We start from the raw sequence: 15,784 nt of genomic DNA on the forward strand, positions 1-15,784 counted from the left end.
CCTCACAAAACCGCTTTCGGGTAAGAGCCCAGCACCTTGAGTGCCACGGCTTCCTGACTGATTTTCTCCAGCACACCTTTAACCAATGGATCGCGGTGATGGCCGATGAAGTCGATAAAGAACACATAAGTCCATTTACCGCTGCGCGAAGGGCGTGTCTCGATTCGCGTCAGGTCAATCCCGTTGTCGTGGAACGGCACCAGCAGCTCATGCAGCGCACCGGGCTTGTTGCTCATGGAGACAATGATAGAGGTCTTGTCGTCGCCGGTCGGCGGCACTTCCTGGCTGCCAATCATCAAGAAACGCGTGGAGTTGTCCGGGCGGTCCTCGATCTTCTCGGCCAGGCGCGTCAGGCCATACAGGCCTGCAGCCATGTCACCGGCAATCGCGGCCGAATTCCACTCGCCCTTGACCCGCTTTGCCGCTTCGGCGTTGCTGGACACCGCCACGCGCTCGACATTCGGGTAATGCGCGTCCAGCCACTTGCGGCACTGGGCCAGTGACTGGGCGTGGGAATAGATGCGGCTGATGCTGTCGGTCTTGGTGTTCTCGCCCACCAACAAGTGGTGGTGAATACGCAGCTCGACCTCTCCGCAGATCACCATGTCGTGCTCAAGGAAGCTGTCCAGCGTGTGGTTGACCGCACCTTCGGTGGAGTTTTCCACGGGCACCACGCCAAAGTTGACCGCACCGGCCGCCACTTCACGGAACACTTCGTCAATCGCTGCCATCGGCTTGCTGATCACCGCGTGGCCAAAATGCTTCATGGCCGCCGCTTGCGTGAAAGTGCCTTCCGGGCCGAGGTACGCGACTTTCAACGGCTGCTCGAGGGCCAGGCACGAGGACATGATTTCACGGAACAACCGCGCCATTTCTTCGTTGCCCAACGGCCCCTTGTTGCGCTCCATCACGCGCTTGAGCACCTGGGCTTCGCGCTCAGGCCGGTAGAAAACCGGCACTTCGCCTTCAGCCAGGGACGCCATTTTTACCCGTGCCACTTCCTGGGCGCACCGCGCGCGCTCACTGATCAGCTCCAGGACTTTCTCGTCCAGGCTGTCAATGCGTACACGCAGGGCCTTGAGTTCTTGCTCAGACATTAGCCGTGTTCCTTTTCGAACTCTGCCATGTAGGCAACCAGCGCGTTGATCGCGTTGATGTCGACAGCGTTGTAGATGGAGGCGCGCATGCCACCGACCGAACGGTGGCCCTTGAGGTTCAGCAGGCCACGTGCGTCGGCACCGGCCAGGAACGGCTTGTCCAGGCGGTCATCAGCCAGACGGAACGGCACGTTCATCCACGAGCGGTCAGTGAGGTTGATTGGGTTGCTGTACAGGCCGCTGGCGTCAATGAAGTCGTACAGGGTGCGCTTCTTCTCTTCATTGAGCTTGCCCATGGCGGCGACACCGCCCTGCTCCTTGAGCCACTCGAACACCAGGCCCGAGAGGTACCAGGCAAATGCCGGCGGCGTGTTGTACATCGAGCCGTTGTCAGCCGCGACCTTGTAGTTGAGCATGGTCGGGCACACCGAACGGGCGCGACCCAGCAAGTCTTCACGAATGATGTTGACCAGGATGCCGCTCGGGCCGATGTTCTTCTGCGCCCCGGCGTAGATCATGCCGTACTTGGACACATCGATCGGGCGCGAGAGGATGTCCGAGGACATGTCGCACACCAACGGCACATCGCCCACTTCCGGCACCCAGTCAAACTCCAGGCCGCCGATGGTTTCGTTGGCGACGTAGTGAACGTAGGCCGCATCCGCAGACAGCTTCCACTCGTTCTGACCCGGAATGGCAAAGTAATCGTAAGGCTTGGCGGTGCCTGCGACATTGACGTGGCCGTAACGCGAGGCCTCTTCAATGGCCTTCTGCCCCCAGATACCGGTGTCGATATAGTCGGCCGTGCCGCCTTCGGGCAGCAGGTTCAGCGGCAGTTGAGCAAACTGCTGGCTCGCGCCGCCTTGCAGGAACAGCACTTTGTAGTTTGAGGGGATGTCCAGCAAGTCGCGCAGATCCTGCTCGGCCTTGGTGGCAATGGACACGAACTCATCGCTGCGATGGCTCATTTCCATCACGGAGAGGCCTTTTCCATGCCAGTCGAGGAGTTCACCCTGCGCGCGCTGCAGGACTGCTTCAGGAAGCGCCGCGGGACCGGCACAGAAGTTATAGGCTCTCTTGCTCACATCCAATCTCACTCTGATCTGGTGGTAGTCACACAAACATATCAGCCGACACCCAATCCAATGTGGGAGCGGGCTTGCTCGCGAAAGCGATCCAACAGGCGACATCTCTGGTGAATGTCAGTCCGCTTTCGCGAGCAAGCCCGCTCCCACACTCGATCTCCACAGCTGTCGATATTTCCGTTCGGACAAACAACAAGGGGGCGAATCTTCATCCGCCCCCTGTGTGTCCGCTTATTCCTGCGGTTCTTCTTCGTCTGCGGCAGCATCGAGGGTTGGCTCGTCGACGTTGTCATCGCCAGCTGCGATCACCTCGCCGTCGAATTCCTCACCTTCTTCCAGCTCTTCGCCTTCAACTTCCGACGGTTCCTGCACCCGCTCCAGGCCGACCAGTTTTTCATCCTTGGCCAGCTTGATCAGGGTCACACCCTGGGTGTTACGGCCCAGGCTCGACACTTCGGCTACACGGGTACGCACCAGGGTGCCCTGGTCGGAAATCAGCATGATTTCCTCGCCATCGAGCACCTGGACCGCGCCGACCAGACGGCCGTTGCGATCGTTGCTGACCATGGCGATAACGCCCTGGCCGCCACGCTTGTACTCCGGGAACTCGGTAATCGCGGTGCGCTTGCCATAACCACGCGCCGACGCGGTGAGGATCTGGCTGCCTTCTTCCGGAATCAGCATCGAAATCAGCTTCTGCCCTTCTGGCAGACGCATGCCGCGCACACCGCGGGCGGTACGGCCCATGGCACGCACGTCGGATTCCTTGAAGCGCGTTACTTTGCCGCCGTCCGAGAACAGCATGACTTCACGCTCGCCGTCGGTGATGGCAGCGGAGATCAGCACGTCGCCTTCGTCCAGTTCCAGGGCGATCAGGCCTACGCTGCGCTGACGGCTGAAGGATTCCAGCGGGGTCTTCTTCACGGTGCCTTTGGCGGTGGCCATGAAGATGAAGTGACCTTCGGTGTACTCATCGACCGGCAGCATGGTGGTGATGTATTCGTCACTGTCCAGCGGCAGCAGGTTGACCAACGGGCGACCACGGGCGGCACGCGAGGCTTCCGGAATTTCGTAGGTTTTCAGCCAGTACACTTTGCCTTTGCTGGAGAACAGCAGCAGCGTGGTGTGGCTGTTGGCGACCAGCAGGTGAGCAATGTAGTCCTCATCCTTCACGCCAGTAGCCGATTTGCCTTTACCGCCACGACGCTGGGCCTGGTACGCAGCCAACGGCTGGGTCTTGGCATAGCCACCGTGGGAGATGGTCACCACGCGCTCTTCTTCCGGGATCATGTCACCCAGGGTCAGGTCGAGACGGGCATCAAGGATTTCGGTGCGACGCACATCGCCGTATTCGGCGCGGATCACTTCCAGTTCTTCGCGGATCACTTCCATCAGGCGCACGGCGCTGCTGAGGATGCGGATCAACTCGCCGATCTGGTTGAGGATTTCCTGGTACTCGGCCAGCAGCTTCTCGTGCTCCAGACCGGTCAGGCGGTGCAGGCGCAGTTCCAGAATGGCCTGGGCCTGTTCCGGCGACAGGAAATACTTGCCGTCACGCAGACCGTATTGCGGGTCGAGGGTCTCAGGGCGGCACGAGTCGGCGCCGGCGCGCTCAACCATCGCCACAACGGCGCTGGATTCCCACGGCATCTTGATCAGCGCTTCTTTAGCTTCCGACGGCGTCGGCGAAGCTTTGATCAGGGCGATGACCGGGTCGATGTTCGACAGGGCAACGGCCTGGCCTTCGAGGATGTGACCGCGTTCGCGCGCTTTACGCAGTTCGAACACGGTACGGCGGGTAACCACTTCGCGGCGGTGACGCACGAAGGCTTCCAGCAGATCCTTGAGGTTCAGGATGCGCGGACGGCCGTCGATCAGTGCAACCACGTTGATGCCAAACACGCTCTGCAGCTGGGTCTGGGCGTAGAGGTTGTTGAGGATCACCTCAGGCACTTCGCCACGACGCAGCTCGATCACCACGCGCATACCGTCTTTGTCGGACTCGTCGCGCAGCTCGGTGATGCCTTCCAGCTTCTTCTCTTTAACCAGCTCGGCGATCTTTTCGATCAGACGCGCCTTGTTCAACTGGTAAGGCAGCTCGGTGATGACGATCTGCTGACGGCCGCCGACCTTGTCGATGTCTTCGATGATCGAGCGGGCGCGCATGTAAATGCGGCCGCGACCGGTGCGGTAGGCTTCGATGATGCCGGCGCGACCGTTGATGATCGCGGCGGTCGGGAAGTCCGGACCGGGGATGTATTGCATCAGCTCATCGACGGTCAGCTCGGGGTTGTCGATAAGCGCCAGGCAACCGTCGATGACTTCACCGAGGTTGTGTGGCGGGATGTTAGTCGCCATGCCCACGGCGATACCGCTGGAGCCGTTGACCAGCAGATTGGGGATCTTGGTCGGCATGACGGCCGGGATCATTTCGGTGCCGTCGTAGTTCGGCACCCAGTCCACGGTTTCTTTGTGCAGGTCGGCCAGCAGCTCGTGCGCCAGCTTGGTCATGCGCACTTCGGTGTATCGCATGGCCGCAGCGTTGTCGCCGTCGACCGAACCGAAGTTGCCCTGGCCGTCTACCAGCAGATAGCGCAGGGAAAACGGCTGCGCCATCCGAACGATGGTGTCGTACACCGCAGTGTCGCCGTGAGGGTGATACTTACCGATCACGTCACCGACAACACGGGCAGATTTCTTGTACGGCTTGTTCCAGTCGTTACCCAGCTCGCTCATCGCGAACAGCACACGCCGGTGCACGGGCTTCAAGCCATCGCGCGCATCAGGCAGTGCCCGCCCGACAATTACGCTCATCGCGTAGTCGAGGTAGGACTGTTTCAGCTCGTCTTCGATATTGACCGGGAGGATTTCTTTGGCCAGTTCGCCCATGAGAAGCCTGATTCCTTTTTCGGGTGAAACCTCGTCACATCCTATGGGACGAACGAAGCTCGCCGCTGCCGGCAGAGTGCCTGACAACGACTTACGACAAATCAACGAGTTATGACACGGATCTGCACGTTATGGGCAGCCCCTTGAGGCAGCCCTGGAAACCGCCGGATGTTATCACAATCGCCGCCACGCACCTATCCCCCAGATGCGCATGGAGCATAGTTAGTTGACGGATGACGGGCCTGAGGGCGACGAGAGGGGCTCAGAGGTGGGGTGGTGCTGTTTTTTGAGGGCAGATCCAAGGGTTTTATTGACTTATAAGGCCAATCGGGGGCAAGCGCCCTCCCACACTCGACGTGTGAACACAGTCAAAATGTGGGAGGGGGCTTGCCCCCGATAGCAGCCTGACAGTCACCAACCCCCCTCAATGCAGGCGCTTACGGCACATCAACTTGGCCAGCTTGGCGGTGTCCGGGCGCTCGACGATGCCTTTTTCGGTCACGATCACATCAATCAGATCAGCCGGGGTGACGTCGAACACGGGATTCAAAGCTGCCACATCCAACTGTTGCCCCATGACGTCCAGCAACTCACCGGGATCACGCTCCTCCAGGGCGACGTCTTCGCCCGTGGCCATCATCAAATCGAGTGTCGAGCTGGGCGCCACCACCATAAAGCGCACGCCATGGTGCATCGCGCATACGGCCAACTGATACGTGCCGATCGTGCCGACCACATCACCGTTGGCGGCAATGCAGTCGGCGCCGACCACCACCCAGGTCACGCCCTTGGTCTTGAGGATATGCGCGCCAGCCGAGTCAGCATTCACCGTGACCGCAATACCCTCGCCTGCCAGCTCCCACGCCGTCAGCCGCGAACCTTGCAGCCAGGGGCGCGTCTCGTTGACATAGACATGCTCGACCAACCCTTCAAGAAACGCGGCGCGTATCACCCCCAGGGCCGTGCCGACCCCGCCTGTGGCCAGTGCGCCGGCATTGCCGTGGGTCAGGATCGCCTGGGCGTTGCCCTGGTGCTTGCGAATCCGCTCGAGGCCCAACTGGGCCATGACCACATTGGCCTCTCGATCACTTTCATGGATCGCAATCGCTTCCGCTTCCAGCGCCGCCAGCGGGTCGGCGCGCTTCTTGATGCGATCCAGGCGATCGCGCATGCGCTTCAAGGCCCAGAACAGGTTCGCGGCTGTCGGACGGCTGTCAGCCAACAGTGCGTAGTCTTCTTCCCACGCGGCCTGCCAGTCGCCGCCTTCAGCGATGCGTTCACGCGCGGCGAGCACCAGGCCATAGGCGGCGCTGATACCAATGGCCGGCGCGCCGCGCACCACCATCGTGCGTATGGCATCGGCCACTTCAACCACAGTGGTGCAGGCAACCCAGGACTCCCGAGACGGCAAGGCACGCTGATCGAGCAGGTGCAGCGCGCCATCACGCCATTCGATGGCCTTCACTTTCTCCGCTGCTAACAGTCGGTCGCGCATCCCTTACCCCGCACTCATGAACAAAAGCCGCCGATTATAGCGATCCGCCAGCCAGGACGCTCGGGTATACTTCGCCCTTCTTTTATAGCTGCCCGGGAAGAAGCCTGCGATGACCTCCACTGCCGCCCCGCTCGACTTATTGCTGCTGCCGACTTGGCTGGTACCTGTCGAACCTGCCGGCGTGGTGCTCAAGGAACATGGCCTGGGCATCCGCGATGGTCGCATCGCCTTTATCGGGCCACGGGCCGCGGCATTGAAGCTGGCCGCCACCGAGGTGCGCGAGCTGCCCGGCATGCTGCTCAGCCCGGGCTTGATCAACGCCCACGGCCATGCGGCGATGAGCCTGTTTCGCGGGCTGGCCGACGATCTGCCGCTGATGACCTGGCTGGAAAAACACATCTGGCCCGCCGAAGCCAAGTGGGTCGATGAAGCCTTCGTGCGCGACGGCACCGACCTGGCCATCGCCGAGCAGCTCAAGGGCGGCATCACCTGCTTCTGCGACATGTACTTCTACCCCAAGGTCGCCAGCGACTGCGTGCACAACAGCGGCATGCGCGCGCAGATCGCGATTCCGATCCTCGACTTCCCGATTCCCGGCGCCAGCACGGCCGACGAGGCGATTCGCCAGGGCGTCGAGCTGTTTGGCGACCTCAAGCATCATCCGCGCATCCGGATCACCTTCGGTCCCCACGCGCCGTACACCGTGTGCGATGAAAACCTGGAAAAAATCCGGATAATTGCCGAAGAGCTGGACGCCTCGATCCACATGCACGTGCACGAAACCGCCTTCGAAGTGCAGCAAGCCGTCGAGCAGACCGGCGAACGCCCGCTGGCGCGCCTGGGCCGCCTCGGCCTGCTCGGTCCACGCTTCCAGGCCGTTCATATGACCCAAATCAGCGAGGACGACCTGGCTTTGCTGGTAGAAAGCAACACCAGCGTCATCCATTGCCCGGAATCGAACCTGAAACTGGCCAGCGGCTTTTGCCCGGTGGAGCGCCTGTGGCAGGCTGGCGTCAACGTGGCGATCGGCACCGACGGCGCCGCCAGCAACAATGACCTCGACCTGCTGGGCGAAACCCGTACCGCCGCCATGCTGGCCAAAGCCGTCGCCGGTTCGGCCACCGCCCTGGACGCCCACCGCGCCCTGCGCATGGCCACGCTCAACGGCGCGCGCGCCATGGGCCTGGAAAGCGAGATTGGCTCGCTGGAGGTCGGCAAGGCTGCCGACATCGTGGCCTTTGATCTTTCGGGGCTGGCGCAACAACCGATCTACGATCCGGTCTCACAGCTTATCTATGCCACCGGACGCGATTGCGTGAAACACCTTTGGGTCGCCGGCAAGCAGTTGCTCGACGACCGGCAATTGACCCGCATGGATGAACAACAGTTGACCGCCACGGCCATTGCCTGGGGCCAACGCATCAGCGGGCACAGCGAATAACGCAGGGTTTGCACCTACGCTTGAACACCTGCAAACCGATTTATCAGATTTAGAGGATTCACCATGAGCAACGTCGACCACGCCGAAATCGCCAAATTCGAAGCCCTGGCTCACCGCTGGTGGGACCGCGAAAGCGAGTTCAAACCCCTGCATGACATCAACCCGCTGCGGGTCAACTGGATTGACGAACGCGTCAACCTGGCCGGCAAAAAGGTACTCGACGTCGGTTGTGGCGGCGGCATCCTCAGCGAAGCGATGGCCCAGCGTGGCGCCACCGTGATGGGCATCGACATGGGCGAAGCCCCACTGGCCGTCGCGCAACTGCACCAGCTGGAATCCGGCGTGAGCGTGGAATACCGCCAGATCACCGCCGAAGCCCTGGCCGAGGAAATGCCCGAGCAGTTCGACGTGGTCACCTGCCTTGAGATGCTCGAGCACGTGCCAGACCCCTCCTCGGTGATCCGCGCCTGTTTCCGCATGGTCAAGCCAGGCGGCCAGGTGTTCTTCTCCACCATCAACCGCAACCCCAAGGCCTACCTGTTCGCGATCATCGGCGCCGAATACATCATGAAGTTGCTGCCGCGCGGCACCCACGACTTCAAGAAATTCATCCGCCCTTCCGAGCTGGGCGCCTGGAGCCGCCAGGCTGGGCTGACCGTCAAAGACATCATCGGCCTGACCTACAACCCGCTGACCAAGCACTACAAGCTGGCCAACGACGTTGACGTCAACTACATGATCCAGACCCTGCGCGAGGAGTAAGCCTGTGAAGTTGCGAGCGGTTCTCTTCGATATGGACGGTACGTTGCTGGACACCGCGCCGGACTTCATCGCGATCTGCCAGGCGATGCGCGCCGACCGCGGCCTGGCGCCGATCAACGACCAGCACATCCGCGATGAAATCTCCGGCGGCGCGCGGGCGATGGTTGCCGTGACCTTCTCGATGGACCCGGAATCCCCAGGCTTTGAAGCCCTGCGCCTGGAGTTTCTGGAGCGCTACCTCAAGGGCTGCGCGATCCACAGCAAGCTCTTCGACGGCATGGAAGAACTGCTGCAGGACATCGAAAAATCCAACCTGGTCTGGGGCGTGGTCACCAACAAGCCGCTGCGCTTTGCCGAACCGATCATGCAGCAACTGGGCCTGGCCGAGCGTTCGGCGCTGCTGATCTGCCCGGATCACGTGAAGAACAGCAAGCCAGACCCGGAGCCGCTGATCCTGGCGTGCAAGATGCTCGACCTGGACCCGGCCAGCGTGCTGTTCGTGGGCGATGACCTGCGCGATATCGAGTCCGGCCGCGACGCCGGCACCCGCACCGCAGCGGTCACGTTCGGCTACATCCACCCGGACGACAACCCCCGCAACTGGGGCGCCGACGTGGTCGTGGACCACCCGCTGGAGCTGCGCAAGGTGCTGGATAACGCACTGTGCAGTTGCTGATTGTTAGACGATCTCGCCAACACTGAGATCAATGTGGGCGCTGGCTTGCCTGCGACAGCGGTCTGCCAGCCAGCCCATCTGGAGACAGGCACTGTGCTATCGCAGACAAGCCAGCTCCCACCTGAAATGGATTCCACTTCAAGAGCTGTAACATCTTGAATTCTGTCGAGGCTATTTATGTTTGATTACTGCGCACGTCCAGAATTACTCAAAGGCCGGGTGATCCTGGTGACCGGCGCCGGTCGCGGGATTGGCGCGGCGGCGGCAAAAACCTACGCCGCCCATGGCGCTACCGTGCTGTTGCTGGGCAAAACGGAAGCCAACCTGGCTCAGGTGTATGACGAAATCGAAGCGGCAGGCCAACCGCAACCGGTGGTGATCCCGTTCAACCTCGAGACCGCCCTGCCCCATCAATACGATGAGCTGGCCGCGATGATCGAAAAGGAGTTCGGCCGCCTCGACGGCCTGCTGCACAACGCCTCGATCATCGGCCCACGCACGCCGATCGAGCAGCTGTCCGGTGAGAATTTCATGCGGGTGATGCACGTCAACGTCAACGCAATGTTCATGCTGACCAGCACGCTGCTGCCGCTGCTCAAGCTGTCCCAGGATGCGTCGGTGGTGTTCACCTCCAGCAGCGTCGGGCGCAAGGGCCGTGCCTACTGGGGCGCGTACGGCGTGTCGAAGTTCGCGACTGAAGGCTTGATGCAAACCCTGGCCGATGAGTTGGAGGATATCGCGTCGGTGCGTTCCAACAGCATCAACCCAGGCGGCACGCGCACCAGCATGCGTGCACAGGCGTATCCAGGCGAAAACCCGATGGAAAGGCCGGCGCCGGAAGACATCATGCCGGTGTATCTGTACCTGATGGGGCCGGACAGCGCCGGCGTCAATGGTCAGGCGTTTGATGCGCAGTAAAACCTGACACAGCACAAATCAAACTGTGGAACCGAGTTTAAGTGGGAGCTGGCTTGCCTGCGATGGCATCACCGCGGTGTATCTGACATACCGAGTGGATGCCATCGCAGGCAAGCCAGCTCCCACATTGTTTTGCGGTGTATCTGGGGGGGTTAGTTTTTCACTACTTCTTCCAGGGTGAAACGCCCCAGCGGGTTCTGCAGGAAGTTGCTCACATTCTTGCGTGAGATGTTGATGTACGGGCTGTAGTACAGGTCGATCCAGTTCACATCCTGTTTTGCCAGTTTCTGCAACTCGATGTACATCTGCTCACGCTTGACCGGATCAGCCTCGATCCGCGCAGCCGCCACCAGCTCCTTGACCTTGTCGTTCTTGTAGCGGGTCATGTAGTTCTGGTTGGTGTCGTGACCCAGCACGAAAGTGGTTTTCTGGTCCGGGTCGAGGATGTCGTTGGTCCAGTACATCACCGAAATATCGTACTCACCGTCTACCAGCATCTGCCAGCTTTGAGTCGGGTCAACTTTCTGCAGGTTGGCGGTCACGCCGACCTTTGCCAATTGGTCCTTGATGATCACCGCGATCTGCTCGTCGGCTTCGTTGCCGGCGTTGACCACGTAGTTGAGCTTCAAGTCCTTGGCACCGGCCGCCTCCAGCAGCTTCTTGGCGGCGGTCGGGTCATACGGGCGTTGCAGGTTGTTGGCGTAGTGGTACAGCGAGCCTTTCGGGATGTAGGAATAGGCTACGGTGCCCTGACCGTAAGTGGCGGTCTTGACCAGCGATTGTTTGTCGATGGCCATGTCCAGCGCCTCGCGCACTTGCGGTTTGGCCAGCAAGCCGTGGGTGTGGTTGATCAGCAAGTGGTCTTCGCGGGTCGACGGATCGGAGTGGATCACCACGTTCTTGTCTTTTTTCAGTTCTTCCACGCGGGAGAACGGTACGAAGATCGCTGTGTCGAGCTCGTTGTTCTGCACCATGCGCATGCGTGTGTTGTCGTCGGTGACCGATACCCACTCAACGCCATCCAGGCTCACGTTGTTGGCCTGCCAGAAGTTCGGGTTCTTTTTCAGAATCACCCGGTCGCCCTTGCGCCACTCGTCCACGGTAAACGCGCCGGACGTCACCGGGTTTTCCGAGTAAGCGTCTTCGCCCATCTTGGTCATGGCTTTTTCCGACAGGATCGACACCGTCGGCGACGCCAATTGCGAGAGGAAGGCTACAGCCGGAGTCTTCAGGGTGACGACCAGGGTGTGTGGGTCCGACGCCTTGGCCGTGTTGATCAGGCTGAACGGGTCGCTCCACAACGAGGCCTTGTTGTCGCGGATACGCAGCAGGCTGAACGCTGCGTCGTCGGCGGTGATCGGCGAGCCGTCGGAGAACTTCGCGTCGCGTAGTTTGAAGGTGTAGGTCAGGCCGTCCTTGGAAATGTCCCAGCTTTCTGCCAGGCCCGGCTCCATCTTGGTGCCCAGGTTATCCACGCGCACCAGCGTGTCGTAGACGTTGGCGAACACCCAGGTGTCGCGGTTTTGCGCGCTTTTGATCGGGTCAAACGTGGTGCTGTCTTCACGGCAGCCGATGGTCAGCACACCGGCGGCCTGGGCCAGGCCGGCAGTAAGGGACCACGCGGTCAACGTAGCGGCGGCGAGCAACTTCAAGTGGCGCGATTGCATGTCATAACTCCTTGTTCATGAATGGCAGAAGGGGTGAGTGGTGCTTCAAGCACGCAACTGTATCGATGCTCGTGCAGGAAATGCGTCGGCGGCAACACCACGGAACACATCGTTCGGGCGTACCGGCAACGCGGGTGAAAGGCGCAGCCTGTGGGCAAATTCAGCGGGCTCGGTGGCTCACCGGGCAAAGGTTCTGCAGGCAACGGCCGATGCGGATCGATCTCGGGGATCGCCTCGATCAGCGCCGCCGTGTACGGATGGCGCGGTGCGGTAAACACCGCTTCCACCGGGCCTTCCTCGACGATTTTGCCCAGGTACATCACCGCCACGCGGTCGCACAGGCGCCGCACGATGGCCAGGTCATGGGCGATAAACAGGATCGCCAGGTTCATGCGCTGCTGCAGTTCCAGCAACAGGTTGATGATCTGGCCCTGGATCGACACATCCAGCGCCGCCACGCATTCATCAGCGATGATCAAGCGCGGTTCCACCGCCAGCGCCCGCGCGATGCCGACACGCTGGCACTGGCCGCCGCTTAAAGAGCCGGGTTTGCGGCTGGCCAATTCGGGGCGCAGGCCGACCAGATCGAGCAGTTCATTCACGCGGGCCGGTATCTGCTGCGGCGCCACTTTGCGCTGTACGCGCAACACTTCGGCAAGGGTTTCGCCGATGGTGTGGCGCGGGTTCAATGCGGCGTACGGGTCCTGGAAGATCATCGCGGTTTCATGGCGCAGGCGGGCGATATCGATAGCGCTGCCATGGGCCATGTCGACGCCATCGAACAGCACCTGGCCGGCGCTGATCGGGTTGAGGTGCAGGATCGCCCGGCCGAGCGTGCTCTTGCCGCTGCCGGACTCGCCAACCAGCCCAAGGGTTTCACCGGCGGCCAGGTTCAGCGAGACACCATTGACCGCCCTCACCCACTGTTTATGCAGGCCAAACAGGCCCGTACCGGGCGCCGCGAAACGCACCTCAAGGTCCTTGATCTGCAACAGGCTCATGATCGGTCTCCCAAGGGATAGTGGCACGCCACCCGCGCCCCTTGGGGCAACAACTGCGTGCACAAGGCGCCCGCCTGCGCACAGCGCGGGTTGAAGCGACACCCTTGCGGCAATGCGTCCAGCAACGGCGGCTGGCCGGGAATCGTGCGCAGCAACGCGTGCCCACTGCTGTGGGCAGGCTGACAATCAATCAGGCCGGCGGTGTACGGGTGCTGCGGGTTGGCCAGCAACTCGTATTTGCTGCCATGCTCGCACAGGCGCCCGGCGTACATCACCGCGATGGAATCACAAGTTTGCGCCACCACACCGAGGTCGTGGGTGATCATGATGATCGACAGGCCGCGCTGATCGCGCAGCTCCAGTAACAGGCGCAGGATTTGCGCCTGTACGGTGACATCGAGGGCGGTGGTCGGCTCGTCGGCAATCAGCACTTCAGGATTACAGCCCAACGCCACAGCGATCATCGCGCGCTGGCGCATGCCGCCGGAAAACTCGTGGGGGTAGTTATCGACCCGCGCCTTGGGATCGGGAATGCCGACCTGGCGCAGCACGTCGATGGCTTGCAGGCGCGCATCTTTTTTCGACGCGCCCTGGTGCAGGCGAATGCCCTCGGCGATCTGCTCGCCGATGCGCATCAACGGGTCCAGATGGCTGCTGGGGTTCTGGAAAATCATGCCCAGTTGCCCGCCACGCACGGCGCGCATGCCGGCCTCGTCCAGCGTCAACAGGTCCTGCCCGGCCAGGCGCACGGCAGCGCCTTGCACGCGCAAGTTGGGCGATGGCAGCAGGCGCATCAACCCGCGACAGGCCAGGGTCTTGCCCGAGCCGCTCTCGCCCACCAGGCCAAGGATTTCACCCTCGGCCAAATCAAAGGACACGCGGTCGACCAAGGTGACATCGCGCCCGGCATTGTGGGCGATCACGCTAAGGTCACGCACTTGCAGCAGGCTCATGCGCGATCCCCCAACACTTGCGCCACGCCATCGGCGAGCAGGCTGAAGCCCATGGCCAGCGTGACGATGGCCAGGCCCGGAAACGTGCAAATCCACCAGGCCGTGGTGATAAACGCCTGCCCTTCGGCCACCATCGTGCCCCACTCGGCGGTCGGCGGTTGCACGCCCAGGCCCAGGTAACTCACGGCGGCGCCATTGAGCAGCACCAGCACGGCGTCAGACATGGAAAACACAATCGAACCGAACATGGCGTTGGGCAGCAAATGCCGGAACAGAATGCGCCCATGGCCAAAGCCCAGGCTTTTGGCGGCCAGCGCAAACTCGCTTTCCTTGAGCACCAGGATCTGCGAGCGGATCAGCCGCGCATACGACACCCAGCCCACCAGCGCCATGGCGATATAAAAGCTTTTCAAACCTGGGCCAAGGATCGCCATGATCGCCAGCATCAGCACAAGAAACGGGAATGCCAGGATCACGTCGATCACGCGCATGCAGAAGCTGTCGAAGCGCCCGCCGATGTAGCCCGAAACCGCGCCGACAAAGGTGCCGATCATGAACGGGAAAATCACCCCGACAATGGCCAGTTGCAGGTCGATGCGCGCGCCCCAGATCACGCGCGAAAGGATGTCCCGGCCGTAGTTATCCGTGCCGAACGGGTGCGCCAGGCCAGGCCCTAGCAAACTGATGTCCGTGTTCTGCGCAATCGGGTCAAAGGGTGCGAGCCACGGTGCAAACAGCGCCAGGGCCAACCACACCAGCAGGATCAGCAGGCCCCACGCCGCCGTCAGCCGGCCATTGCGAAAACCAAAACGCAGGCGCAAACGCCACGGAGCAATCAGTGGGCGGCCGCTCATTGCATCTTCACCCGTGGATCGAGGGCCACCGTCACCACGTCGGCAACGAAGTTGACCACCACCGTCGCACAGGCCAGCACCATGGCCACGCCCTGCACCACCATGTAGTCACGGGTGAAAATGCCGCGCACCAGCAATTGGCCGATACCGGGAATCGCGAACAGGCTTTCGATCACCACCGTGCCGCTGATCAGCCAGCCGATGTTCACCGCCAGCAGGTTGACCGCCGGCACCAGCGAATTGGGCAACACATGCCGACGGAACACGGCGGCCTCCGACAGCCCACGCGCCCGCGCGGCGGTGACGTGATCGGCCTGCAATTCCATCAACATGCTCGCGCGCAGGTTGCGCACCAGCACCGCCGACAGCGCCAGGGCGATGGTCAGGCACGGCAGCAGCATATGGTGGGCCTTGTCCAGCCAGGTGCGGCCGTAGCCAGACACCGGGAACAGGCCCCACTTCACACTCAGCAACAGAATCAACATCAAGCCCAGCCAGAACGCCGGCATGCCCAGGCCGACGGTGGTGAACACACGAATCAGGTTGTCCGCCCATCCGCCCTTATTACGCGCCGCCCACGTCGCCAACGGCAGCGCAATCACCAGCGCCAGCAGCACGCTGCCAAGCACCAGCACCAGGGTCGGCTCGATGCGGGTGACGATCAGCTTCAAGGCATCGACTTTGTACAGCAGCGATTGGCCGAGGTCGCCCTTGAGCAGGTTCTTGAGGAAGTAGAAGTATTGCAGCCACAACGGCTGATCCAGGCCGTATTGGGCGCGGATTTTCAGCAAGGCATCCGGCGTACTGCGCGAGCCGAGCAAGGCCCGGGCCGGGTCGCCCGGGATCGAGCGCACCAGCACAAAGGTGATCAGGCTGATGCCAAACAGCACCGGCAGCAATTGCAGCGGCCGGGACAGCACAAAACGGTAGCGCGCCAGGTTCATCC

General features: G+C 61.7%; 13 protein-coding genes. 4 read left to right on the top strand and 9 right to left on the bottom strand.

What is annotated here, in order from left to right:
• Nucleotides 1-2: 2 nt before the first annotated feature.
• The 4 genes from pheA to mtnA form a co-directional block, all read right to left on the bottom strand.
• Nucleotides 3-1,097: a prephenate dehydratase gene (pheA, locus tag AC19YS_RS09965; protein WP_003172650.1), complete on the bottom strand. Its 1,095-nt coding sequence runs from the start codon at nt 1,095-1,097 to the stop codon at nt 3-5.
• The gene (gene serC / locus AC19YS_RS09970; RefSeq protein WP_106576872.1) at nt 1,097-2,182 is read right to left on the bottom strand and encodes a 3-phosphoserine/phosphohydroxythreonine transaminase; all 1,086 of its coding nucleotides are present in this window, start codon (nt 2,180-2,182) and stop codon (nt 1,097-1,099) included. Before serC ends, pheA begins: the two co-directional genes overlap by 1 nt.
• Nucleotides 2,183-2,413: 231 nt before the next feature.
• Nucleotides 2,414-5,071, bottom strand: a complete 2,658-nt coding sequence (gene gyrA / locus AC19YS_RS09975; protein WP_106576873.1) for a DNA gyrase subunit A — start codon at nt 5,069-5,071, stop codon at nt 2,414-2,416.
• A 424-nt stretch (nt 5,072-5,495) separates the two neighbouring features.
• Nucleotides 5,496-6,566 carry an S-methyl-5-thioribose-1-phosphate isomerase gene (gene mtnA / locus AC19YS_RS09980; RefSeq protein WP_500601597.1) on the bottom strand — a complete coding sequence of 357 codons (1,071 nt, stop codon included), beginning with the start codon at nt 6,564-6,566 and terminating at the stop codon, nt 5,496-5,498.
• A 109-nt stretch (nt 6,567-6,675) separates the two neighbouring features.
• Here mtnA and AC19YS_RS09985 point away from each other — a divergent pair, with 109 nt between their 5' ends.
• The 4 genes from AC19YS_RS09985 to AC19YS_RS10000 all read left to right on the top strand — a co-directional run bounded on the left by AC19YS_RS09985 (nt 6,676) and on the right by AC19YS_RS10000 (nt 10,363).
• Nucleotides 6,676-8,007 (top strand): TRZ/ATZ family hydrolase, encoded by a 1,332-nt coding sequence (locus tag AC19YS_RS09985; RefSeq protein WP_106576875.1) that lies wholly within the window; start codon nt 6,676-6,678, stop codon nt 8,005-8,007.
• 63 nt (nt 8,008-8,070) lie between these two features.
• Nucleotides 8,071-8,769, top strand: coding sequence for a bifunctional 2-polyprenyl-6-hydroxyphenol methylase/3-demethylubiquinol 3-O-methyltransferase UbiG (gene ubiG, locus AC19YS_RS09990; protein WP_003189760.1), 699 nt, complete (start codon nt 8,071-8,073; stop codon nt 8,767-8,769).
• A gap of 4 nt (nt 8,770-8,773) precedes the next feature.
• Nucleotides 8,774-9,445, top strand: coding sequence for an N-acetylmuramic acid 6-phosphate phosphatase MupP (gene mupP / locus AC19YS_RS09995; RefSeq protein WP_106576876.1), 672 nt, complete (start codon nt 8,774-8,776; stop codon nt 9,443-9,445).
• A 177-nt stretch (nt 9,446-9,622) separates the two neighbouring features.
• The gene (locus tag AC19YS_RS10000; protein ID WP_448201769.1) at nt 9,623-10,363 is read left to right on the top strand and encodes a YciK family oxidoreductase; all 741 of its coding nucleotides are present in this window, start codon (nt 9,623-9,625) and stop codon (nt 10,361-10,363) included.
• 152 nt (nt 10,364-10,515) lie between these two features.
• Here AC19YS_RS10000 and AC19YS_RS10005 read toward each other — a convergent pair whose 3' ends face one another.
• Genes AC19YS_RS10005 through AC19YS_RS10025 form a run of 5 tightly spaced genes read right to left on the bottom strand, consistent with a single transcriptional unit; the run spans nt 10,516 to nt 15,782 of the window.
• Complete coding sequence (locus tag AC19YS_RS10005) at nt 10,516-12,030, bottom strand: ABC transporter substrate-binding protein (protein WP_500601600.1); 1,515 nt, start codon at nt 12,028-12,030, stop codon at nt 10,516-10,518.
• Nucleotides 12,012-13,031 (bottom strand): ABC transporter ATP-binding protein, encoded by a 1,020-nt coding sequence (locus AC19YS_RS10010; RefSeq protein ID WP_179678010.1) that lies wholly within the window; start codon nt 13,029-13,031, stop codon nt 12,012-12,014. Before AC19YS_RS10010 ends, AC19YS_RS10005 begins: the two co-directional genes overlap by 19 nt.
• Nucleotides 13,028-13,984, bottom strand: a complete 957-nt coding sequence (locus tag AC19YS_RS10015) for an ABC transporter ATP-binding protein (RefSeq protein WP_448199042.1) — start codon at nt 13,982-13,984, stop codon at nt 13,028-13,030. Before AC19YS_RS10015 ends, AC19YS_RS10010 begins: the two co-directional genes overlap by 4 nt.
• Nucleotides 13,981-14,838 carry an ABC transporter permease gene (locus AC19YS_RS10020; RefSeq protein WP_119739262.1) on the bottom strand — a complete coding sequence of 286 codons (858 nt, stop codon included), beginning with the start codon at nt 14,836-14,838 and terminating at the stop codon, nt 13,981-13,983. Before AC19YS_RS10020 ends, AC19YS_RS10015 begins: the two co-directional genes overlap by 4 nt.
• Entirely contained in the window at nt 14,835-15,782 is a 948-nt protein-coding gene (locus AC19YS_RS10025) for an ABC transporter permease (RefSeq protein ID WP_119739260.1), read from the bottom strand. Before AC19YS_RS10025 ends, AC19YS_RS10020 begins: the two co-directional genes overlap by 4 nt.
• Nucleotides 15,783-15,784 lie beyond the last annotated feature (2 nt).

This window comes from Pseudomonas sp. MF08831 (assembly GCF_059862645.1).

Bases quoted from the DNA above. Each gene is read 5' to 3' on its own strand.
- pheA (WP_003172650.1), bottom strand. From the start codon at position 1,097: ATGTCTGAGCAAGAACTCAAGGCCCTGCGTGTACGCATTGACAGCCTG.
- gyrA (WP_106576873.1), bottom strand. From the start codon at position 5,071: ATGGGCGAACTGGCCAAAGAAATCCTCCCGGTCAATATCGAAGACGAG.
- mtnA (WP_500601597.1), bottom strand. From the start codon at position 6,566: ATGCGCGACCGACTGTTAGCAGCGGAGAAAGTGAAGGCCATCGAATGG.
- AC19YS_RS09985 (WP_106576875.1), top strand. From the start codon at position 6,676: ATGACCTCCACTGCCGCCCCGCTCGACTTATTGCTGCTGCCGACTTGG.
- ubiG (WP_003189760.1), top strand. From the start codon at position 8,071: ATGAGCAACGTCGACCACGCCGAAATCGCCAAATTCGAAGCCCTGGCT.
- AC19YS_RS10000 (WP_448201769.1), top strand. From the start codon at position 9,623: ATGTTTGATTACTGCGCACGTCCAGAATTACTCAAAGGCCGGGTGATC.
- AC19YS_RS10005 (WP_500601600.1), bottom strand. From the start codon at position 12,030: ATGCAATCGCGCCACTTGAAGTTGCTCGCCGCCGCTACGTTGACCGCG.
- AC19YS_RS10010 (WP_179678010.1), bottom strand. From the start codon at position 13,031: ATGAGCCTGTTGCAGATCAAGGACCTTGAGGTGCGTTTCGCGGCGCCC.
- AC19YS_RS10015 (WP_448199042.1), bottom strand. From the start codon at position 13,984: ATGAGCCTGCTGCAAGTGCGTGACCTTAGCGTGATCGCCCACAATGCC.
- AC19YS_RS10020 (WP_119739262.1), bottom strand. From the start codon at position 14,838: ATGAGCGGCCGCCCACTGATTGCTCCGTGGCGTTTGCGCCTGCGTTTT.
- AC19YS_RS10025 (WP_119739260.1), bottom strand. From the start codon at position 15,782: ATGAACCTGGCGCGCTACCGTTTTGTGCTGTCCCGGCCGCTGCAATTG.